This is a genomic window from Pseudoalteromonas sp. A757 (assembly GCF_004103285.1).
In the GTDB taxonomy this organism is placed as follows: Bacteria; Pseudomonadota; Gammaproteobacteria; order Enterobacterales; family Alteromonadaceae; genus Pseudoalteromonas; species Pseudoalteromonas galatheae.
This window is the reverse complement of the sequence record NZ_QNQN01000067.1, coordinates 109,463-127,172: the sequence shown is the minus strand read 5'-3', so window position 1 is coordinate 127,172 and position 17,710 is coordinate 109,463. Positions and strand designations below refer to the sequence as shown.

At 41.5% G+C, this 17,710-nt stretch carries 14 protein-coding genes; 9 read left to right on the top strand and 5 right to left on the bottom strand.

Annotated elements, in window-relative coordinates; all coding sequences use genetic code 11:
• The first annotated feature begins 115 nt into the window (after positions 1-115).
• The 4 genes from DRB05_RS10640 to DRB05_RS10625 all read left to right on the top strand — a co-directional run bounded on the left by DRB05_RS10640 (position 116) and on the right by DRB05_RS10625 (position 2,815).
• Positions 116-562, top strand: a complete 447-nt coding sequence (locus DRB05_RS10640; protein ID WP_128726911.1) for a PA2169 family four-helix-bundle protein — start codon at positions 116-118, stop codon at positions 560-562.
• A gap of 10 nt (positions 563-572) precedes the next feature.
• Entirely contained in the window at positions 573-740 is a 168-nt protein-coding gene (locus tag DRB05_RS10635) for a DUF1328 domain-containing protein (RefSeq protein WP_010378934.1), read from the top strand.
• A gap of 41 nt (positions 741-781) precedes the next feature.
• Positions 782-973 carry a hypothetical protein gene (locus DRB05_RS10630; protein ID WP_128726970.1) on the top strand — a complete coding sequence of 64 codons (192 nt, stop codon included), beginning with the start codon at positions 782-784 and terminating at the stop codon, positions 971-973.
• 216 nt (positions 974-1,189) lie between these two features.
• Positions 1,190-2,815 (top strand): methyl-accepting chemotaxis protein, encoded by a 1,626-nt coding sequence (locus DRB05_RS10625; protein WP_128726910.1) that lies wholly within the window; start codon positions 1,190-1,192, stop codon positions 2,813-2,815.
• A 184-nt stretch (positions 2,816-2,999) separates the two neighbouring features.
• Here the strand turns inward: DRB05_RS10625 and DRB05_RS10620 are convergent, their stop codons facing one another.
• Complete coding sequence (locus tag DRB05_RS10620) at positions 3,000-5,156, bottom strand: TonB-dependent siderophore receptor (protein ID WP_128726909.1); 2,157 nt, start codon at positions 5,154-5,156, stop codon at positions 3,000-3,002.
• A 349-nt stretch (positions 5,157-5,505) separates the two neighbouring features.
• Between DRB05_RS10620 and DRB05_RS10615 the strand changes: the two genes are divergently transcribed.
• A complete protein-coding gene (locus DRB05_RS10615) occupies positions 5,506-6,840 on the top strand; it encodes a PepSY-associated TM helix domain-containing protein (protein ID WP_128726908.1) in 1,335 nt (444 codons plus the stop codon).
• Positions 6,841-6,900: 60 nt separating this feature from the next.
• Here DRB05_RS10615 and DRB05_RS10610 read toward each other — a convergent pair whose 3' ends face one another.
• The 3 genes from DRB05_RS10610 to DRB05_RS10600 form a co-directional block, all read right to left on the bottom strand.
• Positions 6,901-7,272, bottom strand: coding sequence for a hypothetical protein (locus tag DRB05_RS10610; protein WP_010606607.1), 372 nt, complete (start codon positions 7,270-7,272; stop codon positions 6,901-6,903).
• 145 nt (positions 7,273-7,417) lie between these two features.
• Positions 7,418-8,182, bottom strand: coding sequence for an ElyC/SanA/YdcF family protein (locus DRB05_RS10605; RefSeq protein WP_128726907.1), 765 nt, complete (start codon positions 8,180-8,182; stop codon positions 7,418-7,420).
• A gap of 100 nt (positions 8,183-8,282) precedes the next feature.
• Positions 8,283-9,170 (bottom strand): LysR substrate-binding domain-containing protein, encoded by an 888-nt coding sequence (locus tag DRB05_RS10600; RefSeq protein ID WP_010370874.1) that lies wholly within the window; start codon positions 9,168-9,170, stop codon positions 8,283-8,285.
• Positions 9,171-9,460: 290 nt separating this feature from the next.
• Here DRB05_RS10600 and metE point away from each other — a divergent pair, with 290 nt between their 5' ends.
• The gene (gene metE, locus DRB05_RS10595; protein WP_128726906.1) at positions 9,461-11,737 is read left to right on the top strand and encodes a 5-methyltetrahydropteroyltriglutamate--homocysteine S-methyltransferase; all 2,277 of its coding nucleotides are present in this window, start codon (positions 9,461-9,463) and stop codon (positions 11,735-11,737) included.
• 47 nt (positions 11,738-11,784) lie between these two features.
• Here metE and DRB05_RS10590 read toward each other — a convergent pair whose 3' ends face one another.
• Positions 11,785-14,145, bottom strand: coding sequence for an EAL domain-containing protein (locus DRB05_RS10590; RefSeq protein ID WP_128726905.1), 2,361 nt, complete (start codon positions 14,143-14,145; stop codon positions 11,785-11,787).
• 185 nt (positions 14,146-14,330) lie between these two features.
• On the opposite strand from DRB05_RS10590, the gene pyrC reads away from it, so the two are divergent.
• The 3 genes from pyrC to DRB05_RS10575 all read left to right on the top strand — a co-directional run bounded on the left by pyrC (position 14,331) and on the right by DRB05_RS10575 (position 17,700).
• On the top strand, positions 14,331-15,368 hold the full coding sequence (gene pyrC, locus DRB05_RS10585; RefSeq protein WP_128726904.1) for a dihydroorotase: 1,038 nt from the start codon (positions 14,331-14,333) through the stop codon (positions 15,366-15,368).
• Positions 15,369-15,539: 171 nt separating this feature from the next.
• A complete protein-coding gene (locus DRB05_RS10580) occupies positions 15,540-15,845 on the top strand; it encodes an H-NS histone family protein (protein WP_128726903.1) in 306 nt (101 codons plus the stop codon).
• Positions 15,846-15,957: 112 nt separating this feature from the next.
• Positions 15,958-17,700, top strand: coding sequence for a DEAD/DEAH box helicase family protein (locus DRB05_RS10575; RefSeq protein WP_128726902.1), 1,743 nt, complete (start codon positions 15,958-15,960; stop codon positions 17,698-17,700).
• The last annotated feature ends 10 nt before the right edge of the window (positions 17,701-17,710 follow it).

The window sequence follows — 17,710 nt, the reverse complement described above, 5'->3', positions numbered from 1 at the left end:
AAATTCTTAAAAAATAAAGGCTTATATTTTGGCACTTAAACTGCATTAGTAAATTTGACAGAAGATAATATTTGCAAAACGCACTTATTAAATATTTAAACTAAAGGAGTTATTTATGGCAGATTCAAATTACGACATGGAGCCGGTAAAAGAGCTCATTAAAGTATTAAATGGTGGTGTTGATTTTTACACTGAAGCTAAAAAGAAGCTAGATAATATCGAATTAAACCGAGTATTTGACCAAATGATTGTAGATAAAGCGCAAGCGATTTCGGATCTACAACCATTTGTTCTTATCGACGAAGGTGAAATCGAGACTGATTCAGCGCTTAGCATCGACATTAGAGAGTCATACACCAAGCTGATTGGCATGGTGAGCACAGATAAAGAGCACACCTATATTTCGCAACTAGAAGAAGTGGAAGACAAAGTGTTAAGCAAGCTTGATAAAGCGCTAAGTAAAGACCTTCCACCAAAATGCAAGAGTGTATTACTGCAAATTCAAACCAGAATGCAAGCTTGTCACGATCAAATGAAGCAGTTGCAAGAGCTGACTGCCTAAGGAGGACGTTATGTTAAGTTGGGCTGTAATGTTTTTATTCCTAGCACTTGTCGCAGCTGTGCTAGGTTTCACAGGAATCGCAGGCGCTGCGGCTGGAATGGCGAAAATTCTATTCTTTGTGTTTATCGCCTTTATGATTATTTCATTTATTTTTGGCAAAGCACGAGCTCCCAGGTAAAAGGGATTTAACGCAAAAAACGGTTTAGGAGATAGATTATGATGAATTCAGCAATTACATTAGCAAAAGCATTTGGTTTTGTTTCAATTTTAGCACTATTTGGTTGTAGTGAAGGTCCAGCGGAAGATGCCGGCGAACGCTTCGATGAAACAGTTCAAGAAGTCGAAAATAGCGTAGAAGACGCTTGTGAAGACGTAAAAGAGAACCTGAACGCTGAAAACGAAGAGTGCTAAGTGAGTATAGTTTCGACGTGGAATAAAAGAGGAGAAGCCCCAAAGCTTCTCCTCTTTTTTTATAATAGATATAAAAATCAAACTTATACAACCAGAAGATACATCGAAGAAGTGTGATGTACGTCAAAAACGAGCCGCTTTATTTACATTTATCATTGTAATATACGAACTTTGAGTAATACTTTATTTCTATGTTCACTTAATAAAAATCAGACTATGCTAAATAGGGTTTCAGTTAAAAGCAGATTGTTGTCGCTTTCGGGCATACCTGCTGTGTTTTTTATTCTTGCTACCATCTTCACCATCGGAACATTATCCAACCTTATCAGCTACATTGACCATATCTATGACGACAGAGTTGTACCACTTAGGCAAATAAAAGTGGTGTCAGATAACTATGCGGTGGTTATTGTTGATACTTTTCATAAGTTACGAGGTCATCAACTCTCAAATAGTGCTGCATTAAAGCAAATCGACGAAGCGAAGAAGGTTGCGGAAAAAGAATGGCGACAATATTTATCGACCGATTTGACAAATGAAGAACGAGAGCTTGTCAAACAGGTTGAGGCTGCAGAACTGACCGTTAAACAGTTGTTGGCTGATTACACTAGCAGAGTAAATGCCAATACATTTGAAGAAATTCCCTACGATAAATTTGTGCATGACCTTTACGCCGTATTTGACCCTTTAAGTGAGAGTTATACTGCGTTGATTGAATTACAGCTTGCCGAAGCAAGTTCGCTGAGAGATAAGGGACGCTCAGAAGCCAGTGCAACCAAAACGGCCATGATCGCGTCATCCTTCATCATTGTGATAGTTATGGTAGTGATTGGTATGCTGATATTCAGATCAATCAATGAGCCACTCAATCGCCTGCGTTTACGCATTGGTAATATCGCAAAAGATGCCGACTTAACTCAGCGTGTAGTGATTGAAGGGGAAGATGAATTGAGTGAGATAGGTAATGATTTTAATACTATGGTGTCGAGCTTACATGAACTAGTCACTAATCTAGTTACTATGGTAAATAGCCTTTCTTCTACGTCCAATGAGCTAAATGGAATTAGCCAGTCAATTGCTGGTACGTCACAAGAGCAGGAACAGCAAACGGTGATGATAGCCACTGCGGCGACGGAAATGAGTAGTGCAATACAGGAGGTTGCACATAGCGCGATGAACACTGCGAACAAGGCTGAGATGTCGGGTAAGCTAGCGAAACAAGGAATGAGTGTAATATCGCAAAATATTCAGGCTATTGAGCGCCTAGCTAATGAGGTTGGGGATAATGCACAGTTGATTAAAGCATTGAACGATCAGTCTAATGAAATCAACCAAGTTGTGTTAATGATCCAAGGCGTTGCAGAACAAACAAATCTTTTGGCATTGAACGCTGCAATTGAAGCTGCGAGGGCTGGAGAGTCCGGCCGAGGCTTTGCAGTTGTTGCTGATGAAGTCAGGCAGTTGGCACACAATACTCAAAAAGCCACAGAATCGATCCGGGATATGATCAGTAAGTTACAAGGCATGGCACAAAACGCAGTGTCATCCATGGAAAGTGCGCAATCGAGCGCTGCAGCTGGAGTGGATAGGGCTAATGAGTCAGCTCAAATCATGACCGACATAGACAAGGCGGTAGATGAAATCGTCGGTATGAACATTCAGGTTTCAACTGCGACAGAAGAACAAACAACGGTGGTTGCGGAAATAAGTGAAAACATAAACGACTTCAGTAGTAGTATTTCTGAAATTACTCGCAATGCACAAAGTAACGCAGATGTAAGTAATGATTTAGAAGCGCTCGCTGAAAAGCTAAACAGTCAAGTACTGGTATTCAAGGTTTAATGATGGCTTTACTTGATAATTAACTTAAGAGGTTTTGCGCTAAAGTCAGAAACCACAATGAAGCTGATTATTTGGGGCTAGAATAGAGCGGGTTTTGTCCATAAACCCGCTCTATATATTTAAGCGTTTTGCATACCTAACCAAGCCTGAAATAGGTTGCTAACCCAGGCCCTACTGTTTTGTGTTAAAACAGGTATTCCATACTTAAATTGTATGCTCTAGGCTCGTTATGTTTTTTAGGTACAAAACCGTACGTGTCGTAAAACGTCTCATCTGTTAAATTGCTGATATTCAGTTTTAGGCTAAGCTGGCTAGAGTATTGATATTTGATGTGTGCATTAAGTAAAAGCTGGCTATCAAGCTCAGCGCGCACAGCACCTCGACGGCCACCTGTTGGCAGCCCAAGGTCAACACCAGGAACGTTTAAAATATCAACTTTTCTGTTTGTATCCCAAGTTGCACTCAAGCCTAAGTTCCAAGCCCCATAAGTATATTTAGTACTTGCATTGAGCGTCTTTCTTGGTGCGTACAAGTTAATATCTTCACCATTTTCGTCGACAACATCGAAATCACTATAACCAAAGTTTGCTTGCCAATCTTCTGTTAGCTTTGCTTCTAATTCAACTTCAAATCCATCAGCCTCTGCACCATCAACGGGTCGATACCTAGCTGGTCGCTCATTCGCATATTCGGGGATAACAACACCAAAGTCTTCCTTTAAACTATCAAAATAAGCGACATTTAAGCGTAACTTGTCGTCCCATAGTGTGGTTTTGATACCTACTTCTAAGTTTCGCGCTGTGATCGGCGCTAATTGCTTTAAGTTCACATCTATTTTATCCAGTTGTGGCTCATAGGCGTCGGTGTAACTTGCATACGTGCTGATCTGATCATTGATATTGTAAACCAGCCCCACATATAGGCTTTCACCAGTTTCTTTACCTTTATCGCTAGAGAATCCGCTCCAAGCAAAATCACGCTCGTTGGTGCGTTCATAATCGAAGAATTTGACGCCTAGAATAGCGTGAAGGTCATCTGTTAACGTTAATTTACTGCTAAGGGCGATACTCTGCTCTTTTGTTGCTTTGTCCCAATAGCCAATGAATTGCTTATCGGTTGCGGTTAAATGAGCAGCAGGGTGAAGGTTATTAATCGATTGGAGTGGATAAAAAATTGTCCTCGCATTTTCATCCAACTCTTCGAAGCGATCGTCAGTAGATTCAAAATCTGCATTTAAATAGGTGATATTTACTTGGTGCGATCGGTCAAATAATTCAAATCGACCAACCAGTCCCAAAATAAAATTAGTCCCATCGACGGTTTCTATCCAACGTCTATCACCGCCTTGAAGACCAAGGCCCGTTTCTTTGTTTGGGTTTCCACTAAAGTAGGTTAAGGTAATGTCAGCTTCTGTTTTACTGTATTGTGCGCCAAAGTTAAGTGCCCAATCTAAATTGATTTGGTGAGATAATTTTAAATGATAACTTTGGTGGGTATTGCCGTTGTAACTATCTGGCGAGGATAAATTTGTTTTCTTGTCTATTTCAACAGAGCTACCATCAGAGTAAAAAATTGGCAATCCCCACGGCGATAGTTTCAGTTCATTGTCTTGGTAATGAACACTAAACGAGGCTTCTGTATCTTCAGAGAAATAATGATGCAACTGAGTGTATGCAACGATCTTGTTACTATTTTCTTTATCGACGAAGCTATCTTTTTCCTCATAGGCAAGAATAACTCGTCCGGCCAATGCTTCATCTTTAGTGAGAGCTCCGGTTGCATCTACATGTGTACGCATTTTATTCCAAGAGCCAATCTCGGCACCAACTTCAACAAAACCGCCTCGATCTGGTTGCTTGGTGATAACATTTAGTGTTGCTGATGGTTGTCCTGCGCCAGCCATCAAGCCAGCAGCGCCCCTAAGAACCTCTACTCGGTCATAGACAATAGTGTCTAGGCGACTCTCTTGTGGTCCAGCAATTGAAGTAGGTAAACCATCTTTGACCAAGGCATTGACGAGATACCCACGAGAGGTAAACTCAGTATTATCACCCGCTCCAAATTTGTATCTTGAGATACCAGTTGCTTGTACCATGATATCTTCGAGGTCATTAAGTTCGAAGTCTTTTATATAATCGTGACTTAAAACGGTGACAGATTGGGGGGTTTCTTTAATAGTAAGGTCAAGTCCTGTGGGACCCGAGTTACGCTTGATTGGCTGGCCAACAACACTGATCCGTTCAATATTGTCGCGATCGACTTCTGCTGCCGCATTTGGAGAAAAATAAAGGAGTGATAACATCAGAGCTAGTGCTGTAGATTGATGCGCTTTGGTTTGCATGGGTGTTTCCTTTCCTAAATTGTTTTTTCGTCACAAGAGATAAAGATGAAAGTTCCTATGAAATGTAGGAGCTATTTTTCTGAGATTGAACCAAGCTTTCGACCAGTTCTAACTGAAAACAGAAATTATTTTCAATTCTAAATGATAATTCTTTTTGTTACCATAAGGGGTAATTCAAAAAATGAATTATTGCAAAAATAATGGCTTACCCAAATCTCAGATTGGTCAGGATCTAATTGTTAGGTAGGGTGTCAATTAGGTTAGATAGCGCTGTCACAGGGGCTTATCTGTGTTTGAATATCAAAGCAAGGGAGTGAAGTCGTTTTATGTCTTCGCTATTAGGTGGTACATGACGGCAAAACAATGGTTCAACTGGCATAGTTTGAGTGGCGTGTGGTTTGGGTTGTTGCTGTTCATAATATGCTGGACTGGCGCGTTTGCGAGTATTGCCCACGAATTAGATTGGCTATTCAATGAGCCGGTGAGGGCAACAGAGGGCCAATCAAACATAAATTTAGCAGCAGCTTATGAGATGGTACAAGAGGCGTATCCTGACGCCCAAATAGGGATTGCCTTTACAGGTCCTGATACTTATTTTGCGCATGACATCGTGATGCGGATGCCAGATAGTCCATGGCAACATGTTTATGTCGATCCATATTCAGGAGCTATCCAAGCTGAAACCAGCTTTTTTAATATTCAGCGCTTTTTTCGCGATTTTCACATGCATTTTTTCGGCGTTTTTGACAGCATCATTTCATATTATCTTGTGCTTATCTTTGCCGTGCCTTTATGTATTTCGACTGTGAGTGCGCTTTATGTATATCGCGGCTGGTGGAAGAAGTTATTTGCCTTAACACTTAGCGGGGATGCTCGAGCCAAAATGGCAAGTATGCATAAAATAAGTGGAGTATGGGGCTTATGGCTTGCGATTGTTATTTCATTCACGAGTATCTGGTATCTATTTGAGTTTGTACGAATGGATCTGGTTGATGGTAAAACAGCCTTTACCGACGTTGGTGATTTTGCCGTTAATCCTTTGCCCGAACTACCACGACAGAATAAGCCGCAATTGTCAGTAGTAGAATTATTCGCAATAGTAAAAGGGGCGAGACCCGACCTTGAGGTGAAAGCGATCCGCTATTCTGGAGGTTATTTTTATGCTGAGGGGCAATCCCACGATTGGGTCGTGCGGGATAGGGCAAATAAAATATATGTAAACCCTTACAGCGGTGAAGTTGTATACAGCCAAACAGCATCGAGCCAAGGTCTGTACTGGCGCTTATCTGACACTGCAGACCCTCTACACTTTGGCAACTTTGCGGGTGTATGGGGGAAAATATTGTGGTTTATATTTGGGATTGTGATCTCATTTTTGGTTCTCAGTGGTACTTATATGTACATTAAACGGCAGTTTAAGTTGCGTCGTAAAGATGAGCATCGAGGTGTTGTAGTGTCACTGTCTTTAAGCTTTGGAATGATCTTATGTATTTGCTTTTACGCTCAACAGACTATTATGGGTTATGGTATTGCAGGAAGGTGGCCAGAGTTACCCTTTGCTTCGTTTATATTTTTATCGGCCTGGGTGTCGTTCACTTGCTTAATTATCGTGCTTTGGAGCGTAGCTCTGCTTAACTTATGTCTTAAAAATCGGGGGTCTTCGTTCAAGTTGGGTATGAATTGATTTTTTGCAGGCCAAAAAAAACCTCGCTGCTGCGAGGTTTCTTCACTCATGAAACTGTGATTAAACAACACCACGAGGTAAGCGACAGTCGTGATCCTTTGCTGCTAATTCAGCAATCCACTGTTCTTCTGCTTTGAAGCCATCTTCGTTTTCTGTAACGATAGTAAAGCTTGCTGATTTTACAGCTGCAGCCTTAGGCGCTTTCTTAGTCGTTTTCGCTTTTTTGGCAGGTGCCTGCGTTGTCTCACTTGCTACAGCTGACCCTGAAGTTAGCTCTTCTGTTAATTCAGCCACTTCAGCAAGACGCATGTTTTTGCCTCCATCGATGCTATACCAACCTGGTTTTGCAGTGATTTCAGGCTTTTTGCCATGTGCAGCTTCGTACGCAGCTTCGAAAGCGCTTAGTACTTCAGTTTTATCTAGTTTACTCATCGTAGATCCTAGTCGTGTTGTACGCGGATACGCGGGTTAAGATTAAACTCTATTTATACCCATATTTGCGCAAATTTTCAATTTTTTACGTTTTTCAGCGCTAATTCATCGAACTTTAGCCTGATTTTGATGTCTTTTTCGACGCTTATAGTGCTTCTGGGTCAATAATACGACGAATTGTGATCCACATACTGCCAAGTTGCTCATGCCAAATCCGGGTGACTACTTCTAAGGCCTTATGGTTCGGGATAAATAGCCTGCTTAGTGGGTATTGCTTGAAGTTATAAAATTCCGTCGTCGCAGAGAACACTTCAATACCTTGCGCTTCAAATAGGTTTTTTGCGCGTTTCATGTGCGCAGCCGATGTAACCAATGCAACGTCATAATCGACTAGCAAAGGTGCTAGCATTTTTGCTTCGTCCGCTGTGTCTTTGGCATTGGGGTTTTGCTTAATACGTGTAGCGGAAATACCTAAGCTCTGTGCGGTTCTCGCCATAAGTCCCGCGCTTGTTGCATGGCCATAGCCGTAACCAGAGACATACAGTTGGGCTTTTGGGTAAATATTAGCAAGTCTTACACCTTCAACTAACCTAGCTAGACCGCAGCTGCCGAGTTGGGCGTTGCTGGGGAGAGATTTATCTGGGTATAAATCACAGCCAAGTACAACGATTTTATCTATGTTGCTGTGCTTACTTGGATTGAATGCAGCGAGAGTGCCAGTATCTCTCTCGATAATATGTTGTGCGACATAAGGAGTCGACAATGCCCAAGTGGTGAGTAAGACGAACCAGCTTGCAATATAAGGTCCTTTACGCATCTTAGAGATAAAAAGCATAAGCCCCATAAGCATAACCAAAGATAACGGTAAAGGCATCAGAAGTTGACCGACAACCTTTTTGACTTCAAACATTTAAACATGTCCTAGATTTAGATAAGCCTAACGCAATGCTAGCATGAGATTGAAGCTGTAGAAATGTATAACAATAAGGGCTCAAAAAGAGCCCTGTATATTATCTTGCGGTGGTTTTGCGGCAAGTGTTGAGGAAATGACGATAGACAGGGTTGTCTTTCATGCTTTTCTTCATAGCTAAATACATCGGGCGATTTAACCCAAGTGCGCCAAGAGGAATAGATTTAATCAATCCTTGGCTTTCATAGGGGGTCACTAACCAGTCCGGTAATGCCGCAACCCCCATACCTGCACTGACAAGTTGGAAGATTAATAAACCTTGATCGACGGTTTTTAGTGTACCGTCAAAGCGTGCATTTTGAATGAAGTGCTTAAATATATCCTGACGCTCTCGTGGAATAGGGTAAGAAATGATGGTTTCATCTTTTAGGTCGAGTGCTGTGACATAGGCCTTCTTGGCCAGCTCGTGATCTGGTGCAACGATTAACTTTAATTTAAAGTCAAAAAGGTGCGCGTATTCCAATTGTTCTGGTTCTCGAATGTCTGAGGTAAGCACTAAGTCCAGCTCATCTTCAATAAGGTCAGGAATAGCGTCGTAGCTAAAGCCACGTTCGTAATCGACCTTAATGTCAGGCCAAAAGGTATTGAATTCTTTAATTGTTGGCAGCAACCAGTGAAAACATGCATGACATTCCACGCTTAATCTGAGTTGCGAGATAGGCTGATTAAGGCTTTCCTTCAGACGACACTTGGTTGCTTCAACTTTAGGTAAAACATCGTTGGCAAGTTCCAATAATAACATCCCTTGAGGGGTAAAACGTACAGGCTGCGTTTTGCGCTCAAAAAGCTGGCAGTCGAGTTTGCTTTCAAGATCTTTGATCTGATGTGATAAAGCAGATTGAGTTAGGAATAGCTCTCGCGCAGTATTCACAAGAGAACCAGTTTCTTTCAAGGTGGAGATAGTCTTTAGGTGCTTTATATCAATCATTATCAACAATTCTCATATTTGAAGTGAGCAAATCTCAGCTTTTCTCAATATTACGATTCTATTTAGTTATTATCAATGTCTAGACGTCTAAATACCTGCGGTGAATTGTTCAAAAATTCACTAATCCACTATAACACTAAAAATGACAGCGTTGTCACTACTTCTATAAAAATTTTGCAAAAAATTACAATTTAATTTTATTCATGTGAACTCTGAGAAAGCATCAATTGTTGTTTTTAAACATGAAAACTATATTTTAGACATCTAAACCTCTAGATGGGATTTAAATTATGGCATTAACACATAACTTGGGCTTTCCTCGTATAGGCAAAAAGCGTGAACTTAAATTTGCAGTAGAACGCTATTGGTCAGGTGACTTAACGAAAGACGACCTAATCGCAGAAGGAAAGCGTATTCGTGCAAAAAATTGGGCGTTGCAAGCTGACGCAGGTGTTGACCTTCTCCCTGTAGGCGATTTTGCTTGGTATGATCACGTATTGAATATTTCATTACTTGTCGGCGCTATTCCTAGTCGTCACAAAAATAATGAGCCGGTAAATCTTGATACTGTATTTCGGATTGGTAGGGGGCGAGCACCTAGCGGCTGTGCGTGTGCTGCCAGTGAAATGACAAAATGGTTCAACACTAATTATCATTACATCGTCCCTGAGTTAACACAAACGCAGGACTTTGCTCTGACTTGGACGGAGTTATTTACTCAAGTAGAGGAAGCACAATTACTTGGCTACCAAGCAAAACCCGTATTGGTCGGCCCGGTAACCTATCTCTACTTAGCTAAATGCGTTGGTCAAGCGTTTGATAAATTGGCTTTATTAGATAAGTTATTGATTGTATATCAGCAGGTACTCGGCAAGCTTGCAGAGCAAGGCGTTGAGTGGGTACAAATTGATGAACCTATTTTAGCATTGGAAATCGACGATGTTTATCGCAACGCGCTGCGCCGAAGCTTTGATGCGTTGAACGGCCAAGGAGTAAAAGTGTTATTGGCCAGTTATTTTGACTCCGTACAAGCGCATCTTGAAGATATCCAGTCTTACCCCGTAGAAGGCGTACATTTTGACTGCATAGCGGCAAACTATGACTTGGCCGTGTTAGGTGAAGTAGTTGGGCAAGATAGTGTACTGTCCCTCGGGATTGTGAATGGTCGTAACATTTGGCGCTCGGATCTCGAAGGCGCATACCAGCAACTTGCTCAGGTTCATGAACGTCGTGGTGATAATCTCTGGCTTGCTCCTTCATGCTCATTATTGCACACGCCAGTCGACTTAGAGCAAGAGCAACAGCTTGACAGTGAATTAAAGTCTTGGCTCGCATTTGCCAAACAAAAAGGGCAAGAGCTGGCATTATTGAAAAATGCATTGGAGCTGCGTGATACTACCAAGTTGGTCGAATATTCTAAGCCTGTAAAAGCGCGCTTGACCTCTACTCGCGTGAATAATAGCGAGGTACAACAGCGTGTTTCAGCGCTTACAGCAAAAGATGGTCAACGCAATAGTGAATTCGCGATCAGAATTAAAAAACAAGCACAGTCGCTAAATTTACCCCTATTGCCAACCACAACGATCGGCTCCTTCCCACAAACTCAAGCTATTCGTAAGGCACGGCGTGATTATAAGGCGGGTATCTTGAATGCTGATGCTTATCATAGCCAGATGGAAGCGGAGATCCGTTATGCCGTTGAAGAACAAGAAGCGCTTAACTTAGATGTGTTTGTACATGGTGAAGCGGAGCGCAATGACATGGTTGAGTATTTTGGTGAATTACTCGAAGGTTTTGCCTTTACTCAGTTTGGCTGGGTGCAAAGTTATGGTTCGCGCTGTGTTAAACCCCCTGTGATTTGGGGAGATGTTTCGCGTGCAGCACCAATGACAGTTGATTGGACGAGTTATGCACAGAGCTTAACCAAAAAACCGATGAAGGGTATGCTAACAGGGCCTGTGACTATTTTATTTTGGTCGTTTGTCAGAGATGACTTAGACAAGCCAAGCATCGCGAATCAAATTGCACTAGCACTGAGAGATGAAGTCGTGGATTTGCAAAATGCAGGGATTAAGGTGATCCAAATCGATGAACCTGCATTTAGAGAGGGGATGCCACTCAAAGCCAGTCAGTGGCAAACCTACTTAGCTTGGGCGGCGTATGCGTTTAGGGTATCCGCAAGTGGTGTGAATGACGAAACACAGATCCATACGCATATGTGTTATTCGGAGTTTAACGATATTATCGCCGCCATTGCAGATATGGATGCAGACGTGATCACGATTGAAACGTCACGTTCAAATATGGCGTTACTCGACGCCTTTGAACATTTTGACTACCCCAATGACATCGGGCCTGGCGTTTATGATATTCATACGCCAAACGTCCCTGAGATGGCATGGATAAAAGATTTAATTCACAAAGCAGCGAAGAAAATTCCAGTAGAAAGATTATGGGTGAATCCAGATTGTGGGCTTAAAACTCGAGGATGGCCAGAAACCCGAGCCGCACTTGAGAATATGGTGACAGCGACCAAGGAGCTCAGAAGCGAATTAGGGAAAAGTTAATCTAAAAAGTCCACATACCTCATTGTTTATATACAATGAGGTGTTTGCTAGTTTCTACTCAGTAAAAATGCCATCGCTTGATCTGCGGCTAATGGTTTAGAAACAATATAACCTTGACCAAATTGACAGCCTTTTTGCTTTAATAGCTGCCACTGGGTTTCGAGCTCGATACCTTCAGCGACAACGGTCAGATTAAGTGATTGCGCAAGTTTCAAAATCGCATCAACTAGGGGGTTCTCTCTTTCAGTTAGTTGGTCAATGAAACTCTTATCAATCTTAAGCACATGAATAGGCAGCTGGTGCAAATAACCTAATGCAGAGTAACCCGTACCAAAGTCGTCAAGATAAAGCTTCACTCCAAGGGATTCTAATCCCTGAATAATTTTGGTTGCGAGGGCTAGGTTCGCGATCAATCCAGATTCTGTGATTTCCAAACATAAAGAACCAGGTGTAAGCTCATAGCGATGATAAAGTTGCTGAATTGTATCTACGAACTCTAAGCTTGCGAAATGTCGCGATGAAACATTTACGGTAATACGAATCTTTGGCTGCTTTTGCGCTTTCCAGCGTTTGAGTTGTTTGGCTGCTAATTCCAGCAAATGTAAGTCAAGCTCAATGATCTGTCCGGTTTGCTCTGCAATCGGAATAAAAGCATCTGGAGACACTAGACCATTTTTGGGGTGAAACCAACGGACGAGGGCTTCAAAGCTAACAATAGTGCCTGTCGTTAGGGAAAATATCGGCTGATAATACAGCGAAAATTCATTGTTTTTTATGCCATGCTGCAGATCATTTTCAATATCGGCCTGCTGTTTTAAGCGTTTGCGCATGGCGTTATTAAAATAACATACTTGACCTCGGCCCAAAGATTTTGCTTCGTACATTGCCGCATCTGCTTGTTGCAGTAAATTAATTGCGCTATCGGATTCGTTATCAGTGAATGCAACGCCAATACTGCCAGAAGCTTGTAGAACATGGCCATCTATATGGAGAGGCTTGGTTATGGCGGTGGTGATCCTATTAAGAAGCAGAGTGACTTGTTGCCGGTCTTGGACGTTTTCCATAAAAATCGCAAACTCATCCCCCCCGAGCCGCGCAAAGGTGTCGGTTTTGCGAATGCAGCCATTTATCATCTCAACAATAGCAATTAAGAAATGGTCGCCAACATCGTGGCCAAGTGAGTCATTAATGCTTTTAAATCTGTCTAAATCGAGATAGATCAGGCAGTGCAAATTAGCGGACTCCACTCGCGCTAGCCTCAAAATAGCATGTTTGATCCGCTCTAATAATAAATAGCGATTGGCTAGACCTGTTAAATCATCGTGTAAAGCTCTATGTTCTAGTGCCTGCCTTGAAAGCTGCCGATCTATGGCCATGCTGACTTGACGACTTATATAAGTCAGAATAGATAAATCATGACTCACGAAAGCTTGGTCGTTATTATAGCTTTGCAGCACAATCACGCCCTGATATTGATCATTAACCAAAAATGGTACGCCTAACCAAGAGCGTGGCGAGCGACCCACCATCTTAAAATCACCCCGCGTAATGTGCGCTCTAAATTGATCGTTATCGCATAGCAGAGGTCGTTGGTTCTTCAGAATATAGTAGGATGCAGTATGCTTAATTTGATCTTTTGATACTTTTTGGTGAGCATTACACTTTTCGCCTCCCTCAATCAAATAATCGATTTCTAAAATATCCTGTTGAGTATCATAAAGGCCAATAAAGAAATTCTCGGCGCAAAGCTGAGAGGCAATGATTTTATATAAGTCATCATAAAAAGCTTCAAGGTTCTCAAAGCGGTAAGTGATGTTCGCAATTTTCAGTAGTGATTTTTCTAAATTCTGCGCTTGGTGCAACTGGGTAATCGTGGTTTGGAGGTTTTCTAAGGTGCGTAATTGATGGATTTTGGCGCTGAGTAAATGTGCGACCGTTGATAATATCTGTAAATGCGCGGAGGTAAAATAATCAGCCTCAGGGTGTTCACAGTCAATAACACCGATCAAGTGGCCATCATACTCGAGTGGTACACATAGCTCTGACATGGCTGGCCGTAAATCAGCAATATACATTGGGTGAGAGGCGACGTTCCCAGAAATAAAGGGCGCTCTAGTCGTTGCAACTTGCCCGGTAATACCTGAACCAATCTTTATCTTAGTTTGTTCAACACGATAATCCCCATTAGCATGGCAAACGCCCATACTTGCAGCGACTTCTAAATACTCTTGATAAGGGTCAGCAAGGTAGATAACACAATCTACAAATCCCAGTCGATTAACGACCTGTGTTGTAACGTATTCAAATAATTCGTCAAGTTTGGTTAGATGCAGCAGCGACGAGGAAAACTGGTTAATGATGCTAAGCTGCTCAGTTTTTGATTCTAATTTTTGGTTCTCAGATAGCATACATATTTCTCATGAAAAGATGCTACTAAGTTAACTTAAATTGTATATATTTACCAATTTTGCGAAAAATGAAACCGAGCTAAAAGTAAACTGACAAAATGAAATAATCTGCGCTTGGCCTGAAAAACTTTACTAACACCCATGCGCAGCCTATGATCGGGCAAATTCAGCAGTGGAAGAGAGCAATGACGAGCAAACAAACGCTAACGATTACACGACCAGATGATTGGCATGTGCACCTACGTGATGGTGATGTCTTGGTCGATACGGTAAGAGATATTAGTCGCTACATGGGCCGTGCGATTATCATGCCAAACCTAGTACCACCAGCAACTTGCACAGAGACTGCTTTGGCTTACCGTGACCGCATTATGGCCGCTAATCCTCAAGGTAACTTTCAGCCGCTAATGGTGTTATATCTTACAGATAACACGACTCCTGAAGAAATCAAAAAAGCGAAAGCAACCGGTCATATCGTTGCTGCTAAGTTGTATCCAGCCGGCGCAACAACAAACTCAGCATCGGGCGTAACGGATATTGAAAATGTATATCCAGCGCTTGAAGCGATGCAAGAAGTTGGCATGTTGCTACTCGTACACGGTGAAGTGACGGACTCTTCTATTGATATCTTTGATAGAGAAAAAGTGTTCCTTGAGACGAAATTATCCAAAGTCGTTGATAACTTCCCAACGTTAAAAATTGTACTCGAACATATCACGACAAAAGACGCTGTTGATTTTGTTAATCAAGCGCCTGACAACGTTGCCGCAACTATCACAGCTCATCACTTGCTTTATAACCGCAATCATATGTTGGCTGGTGGCATTCGCCCTCACTATTATTGTTTACCTATCTTAAAGCGCAATACGCATCAACAAGCATTAATTGAAGCGGCGACAAGCGGAAGTAAAAAATTCTTCTTGGGCACAGACTCAGCCCCTCATGCGAAAGATAAAAAAGAAGCTGCATGTGGTTGTGCTGGGGCGTATACCGCACATGCTGCAATTGAGCTCTATGCAGAGGCATTTGAAGATGCAAACGCACTTGATAAGTTAGAAGGCTTTGCTAGTCACTTTGGTCCAGATTTTTATGACCTGCCGCGCAATACGGACACCATTACGCTGACTAAGTCTCCATGGCAAGTGCCCGATTCATATAAATTAGGTGAAGGAACGGTTGTTCCGATTAAAGCAAGTGCGACAATTGATTGGAAAGTTGAATAAGAGTTAAATAAATTGTAATTAAATCTTCTTGATTTTTACTGAAAAGCGCCATTATGGCGCTTTTTTCGTAACAAAATCAGAAATCACAGAATCCAATTTGTTTTTTATTAATTTTAATATAGTATTCAATATAAATATTAAAACTAACTAAGCTTAATTGAGAGAGTATCAATGCGTGAGATCAAGTCTTTTATTAAAAATGCAAGTTACGGTGATTTAGAAAAAGCTTTAGAGCTAATCCAAAAAGCACTGGATGAGCAAAAGGAACAACAGCAGGCTAAAGAAGAAGTATTGGCTATGCTGAAAGAAAAAGGACTTACGCTTGATGATTTAGTAGGTTCTACCTCTGCTGACCGTCGTTCTAAAGTGAAAGCAAAATACCGTATTGAAAAAGACGGTGAGGTAATTGAGTGGACTGGTCGTGGTAAAACACCTAAAGTATTTCAAGGTGTTAACCTAGACGATTATCTAATCTAATTATGCGTTATTATGAAGGTTGTTAGGTATTGAGCAGCTTTTTTAAATAGCCTAAATAAAAGGCGTATCTTAGCAGATACGCCTTTTTTGACTTAATTATTCATATCCTGAGGTGCTTATTTACGTTCTAAGACCTTATCAGCAAGAAGCGGTACAAAATACACTGAATCACTTTCGCAAATCTAGCGACTCCGCCGTCATTGTATTACCTACAGGCGCCGGAAAGAGTCTCGTAATTGCAGAGCTTGCGAGGCTTGCGAGGCACAAAATATTAGTATTGACTCATGTTAAAGAGCTGGTAGAGCAAAATGCACAAAAATATAAAAGCTATGGATTGCAAGCGAGCATTTTTTCTGCTGGATTAAAAGAAAAGTCGTTACAGCATCAAGTAACTTTTGCCAGTGTGCAGTCATTGTCTCGAAACTTATCACAACTCAATCAATTTTATTCATTAGTTATCATTGACGAATGCCATCGGGTGAGTGGGGAAGATAATAGCCAGTATCAACAAATTTTAAATCAACTGGCTCAGTTTAATCCTGAGCTAAAGTTATTAGGCTTAACAGCAACACCTTATCGGTTGGGTATGGGATGGATATACCATAAACATTATCATGGTTTTGTTAGAGGAAAAGCTGAATCACCATTCAAGCAGTGTATTTACGAATTACCACTTAGATATATGATAAAGAACTCGTATCTTACGCCGCCAAATAAAATCGACCCAGCCGTTGAGAATTATGATTTTTCTAGTTTAAGTACAGATTCATTTGGGCGTTATTCAGAATCTGATATGAATACATTATTACAAGCACAAACTCGTGCAACAAAGAGCATTATCACTCATTTGCTAGAGCTCAGTGAAAATAGGATGGGGGTAATGATTTTTGCCGCGACGGTTATGCATGCAAAAGAAATTATCGGCTACTTGCCCAAGCAATATAGTGCACTAATAACGGGTGAAACCAAGTCAGCCGTGAGAGATGCACTTATCGTCCAATTTAAAAATAGAGAAATTAAGTATTTAGTTAATGTCTCTGTGCTGACTACCGGATTTGATGCCCCCCATGTTGACGTGATTGCTATCTTAAGGCCCACTGAGTCTGTTAGCCTTTATCAGCAGATTGTAGGCAGAGGACTTAGGTTAGATGAGAACAAAGAAGATTGCTTTGTCATTGATTATGCAGGTAACGACTTTGATTTATTTGCACCTGAAGTCGGAAGTAAAAAGCCAAACTCAGACAATGAGCCCGTTCAGGTGCTTTGCCCAGGTTGTGGCTTTGCCAATATTTTCTGGGGAAAAGTAGACGAACAGGGCAAGCTTATTGAGCATTTCGGCAGGCGCTGTCAGGGGTTACTTGAAGATGATGAAGGCCACTCACAGCAGTGTGATTACCGTTTTAAGTTTAAAGAATGTGAGCAGTGTGGTGCCGAAAATGATATAGCTGCAAGACAATGTCATCAGTGTGGCGAAATAATGGCGGACCCAGATGATAAGTTGCGTGCGGCATTGAATTTAAAACATGCAATGGTACTACGCTGCAGCGGGCTATGTAGCGAAGTGCTCAGTGGTAACAGATTAAAAGTCACTTACTTTGATGAGGATGGAGCAAGTTGCTGTGAGGTCTATGACTTTTCTAATCAAAAGAGTCTATTTATATTCCACCAGCAATTTGCAAAGCGGCGAAAGTCTACGTCGGCACCTGCGAAATGGCGGTCAGCTGAAGAAGTGGTAGATACTGACTTAATTGCACCGGATTTCGTGATTGCTAAATTACACAAGAAGTTTGGTTGGCAGGTTTCTGAAAAACTGTTTGACTATCAAGGTAGCTATAGAAAGGCTGACAAAAGTTAGCCTTTCTATA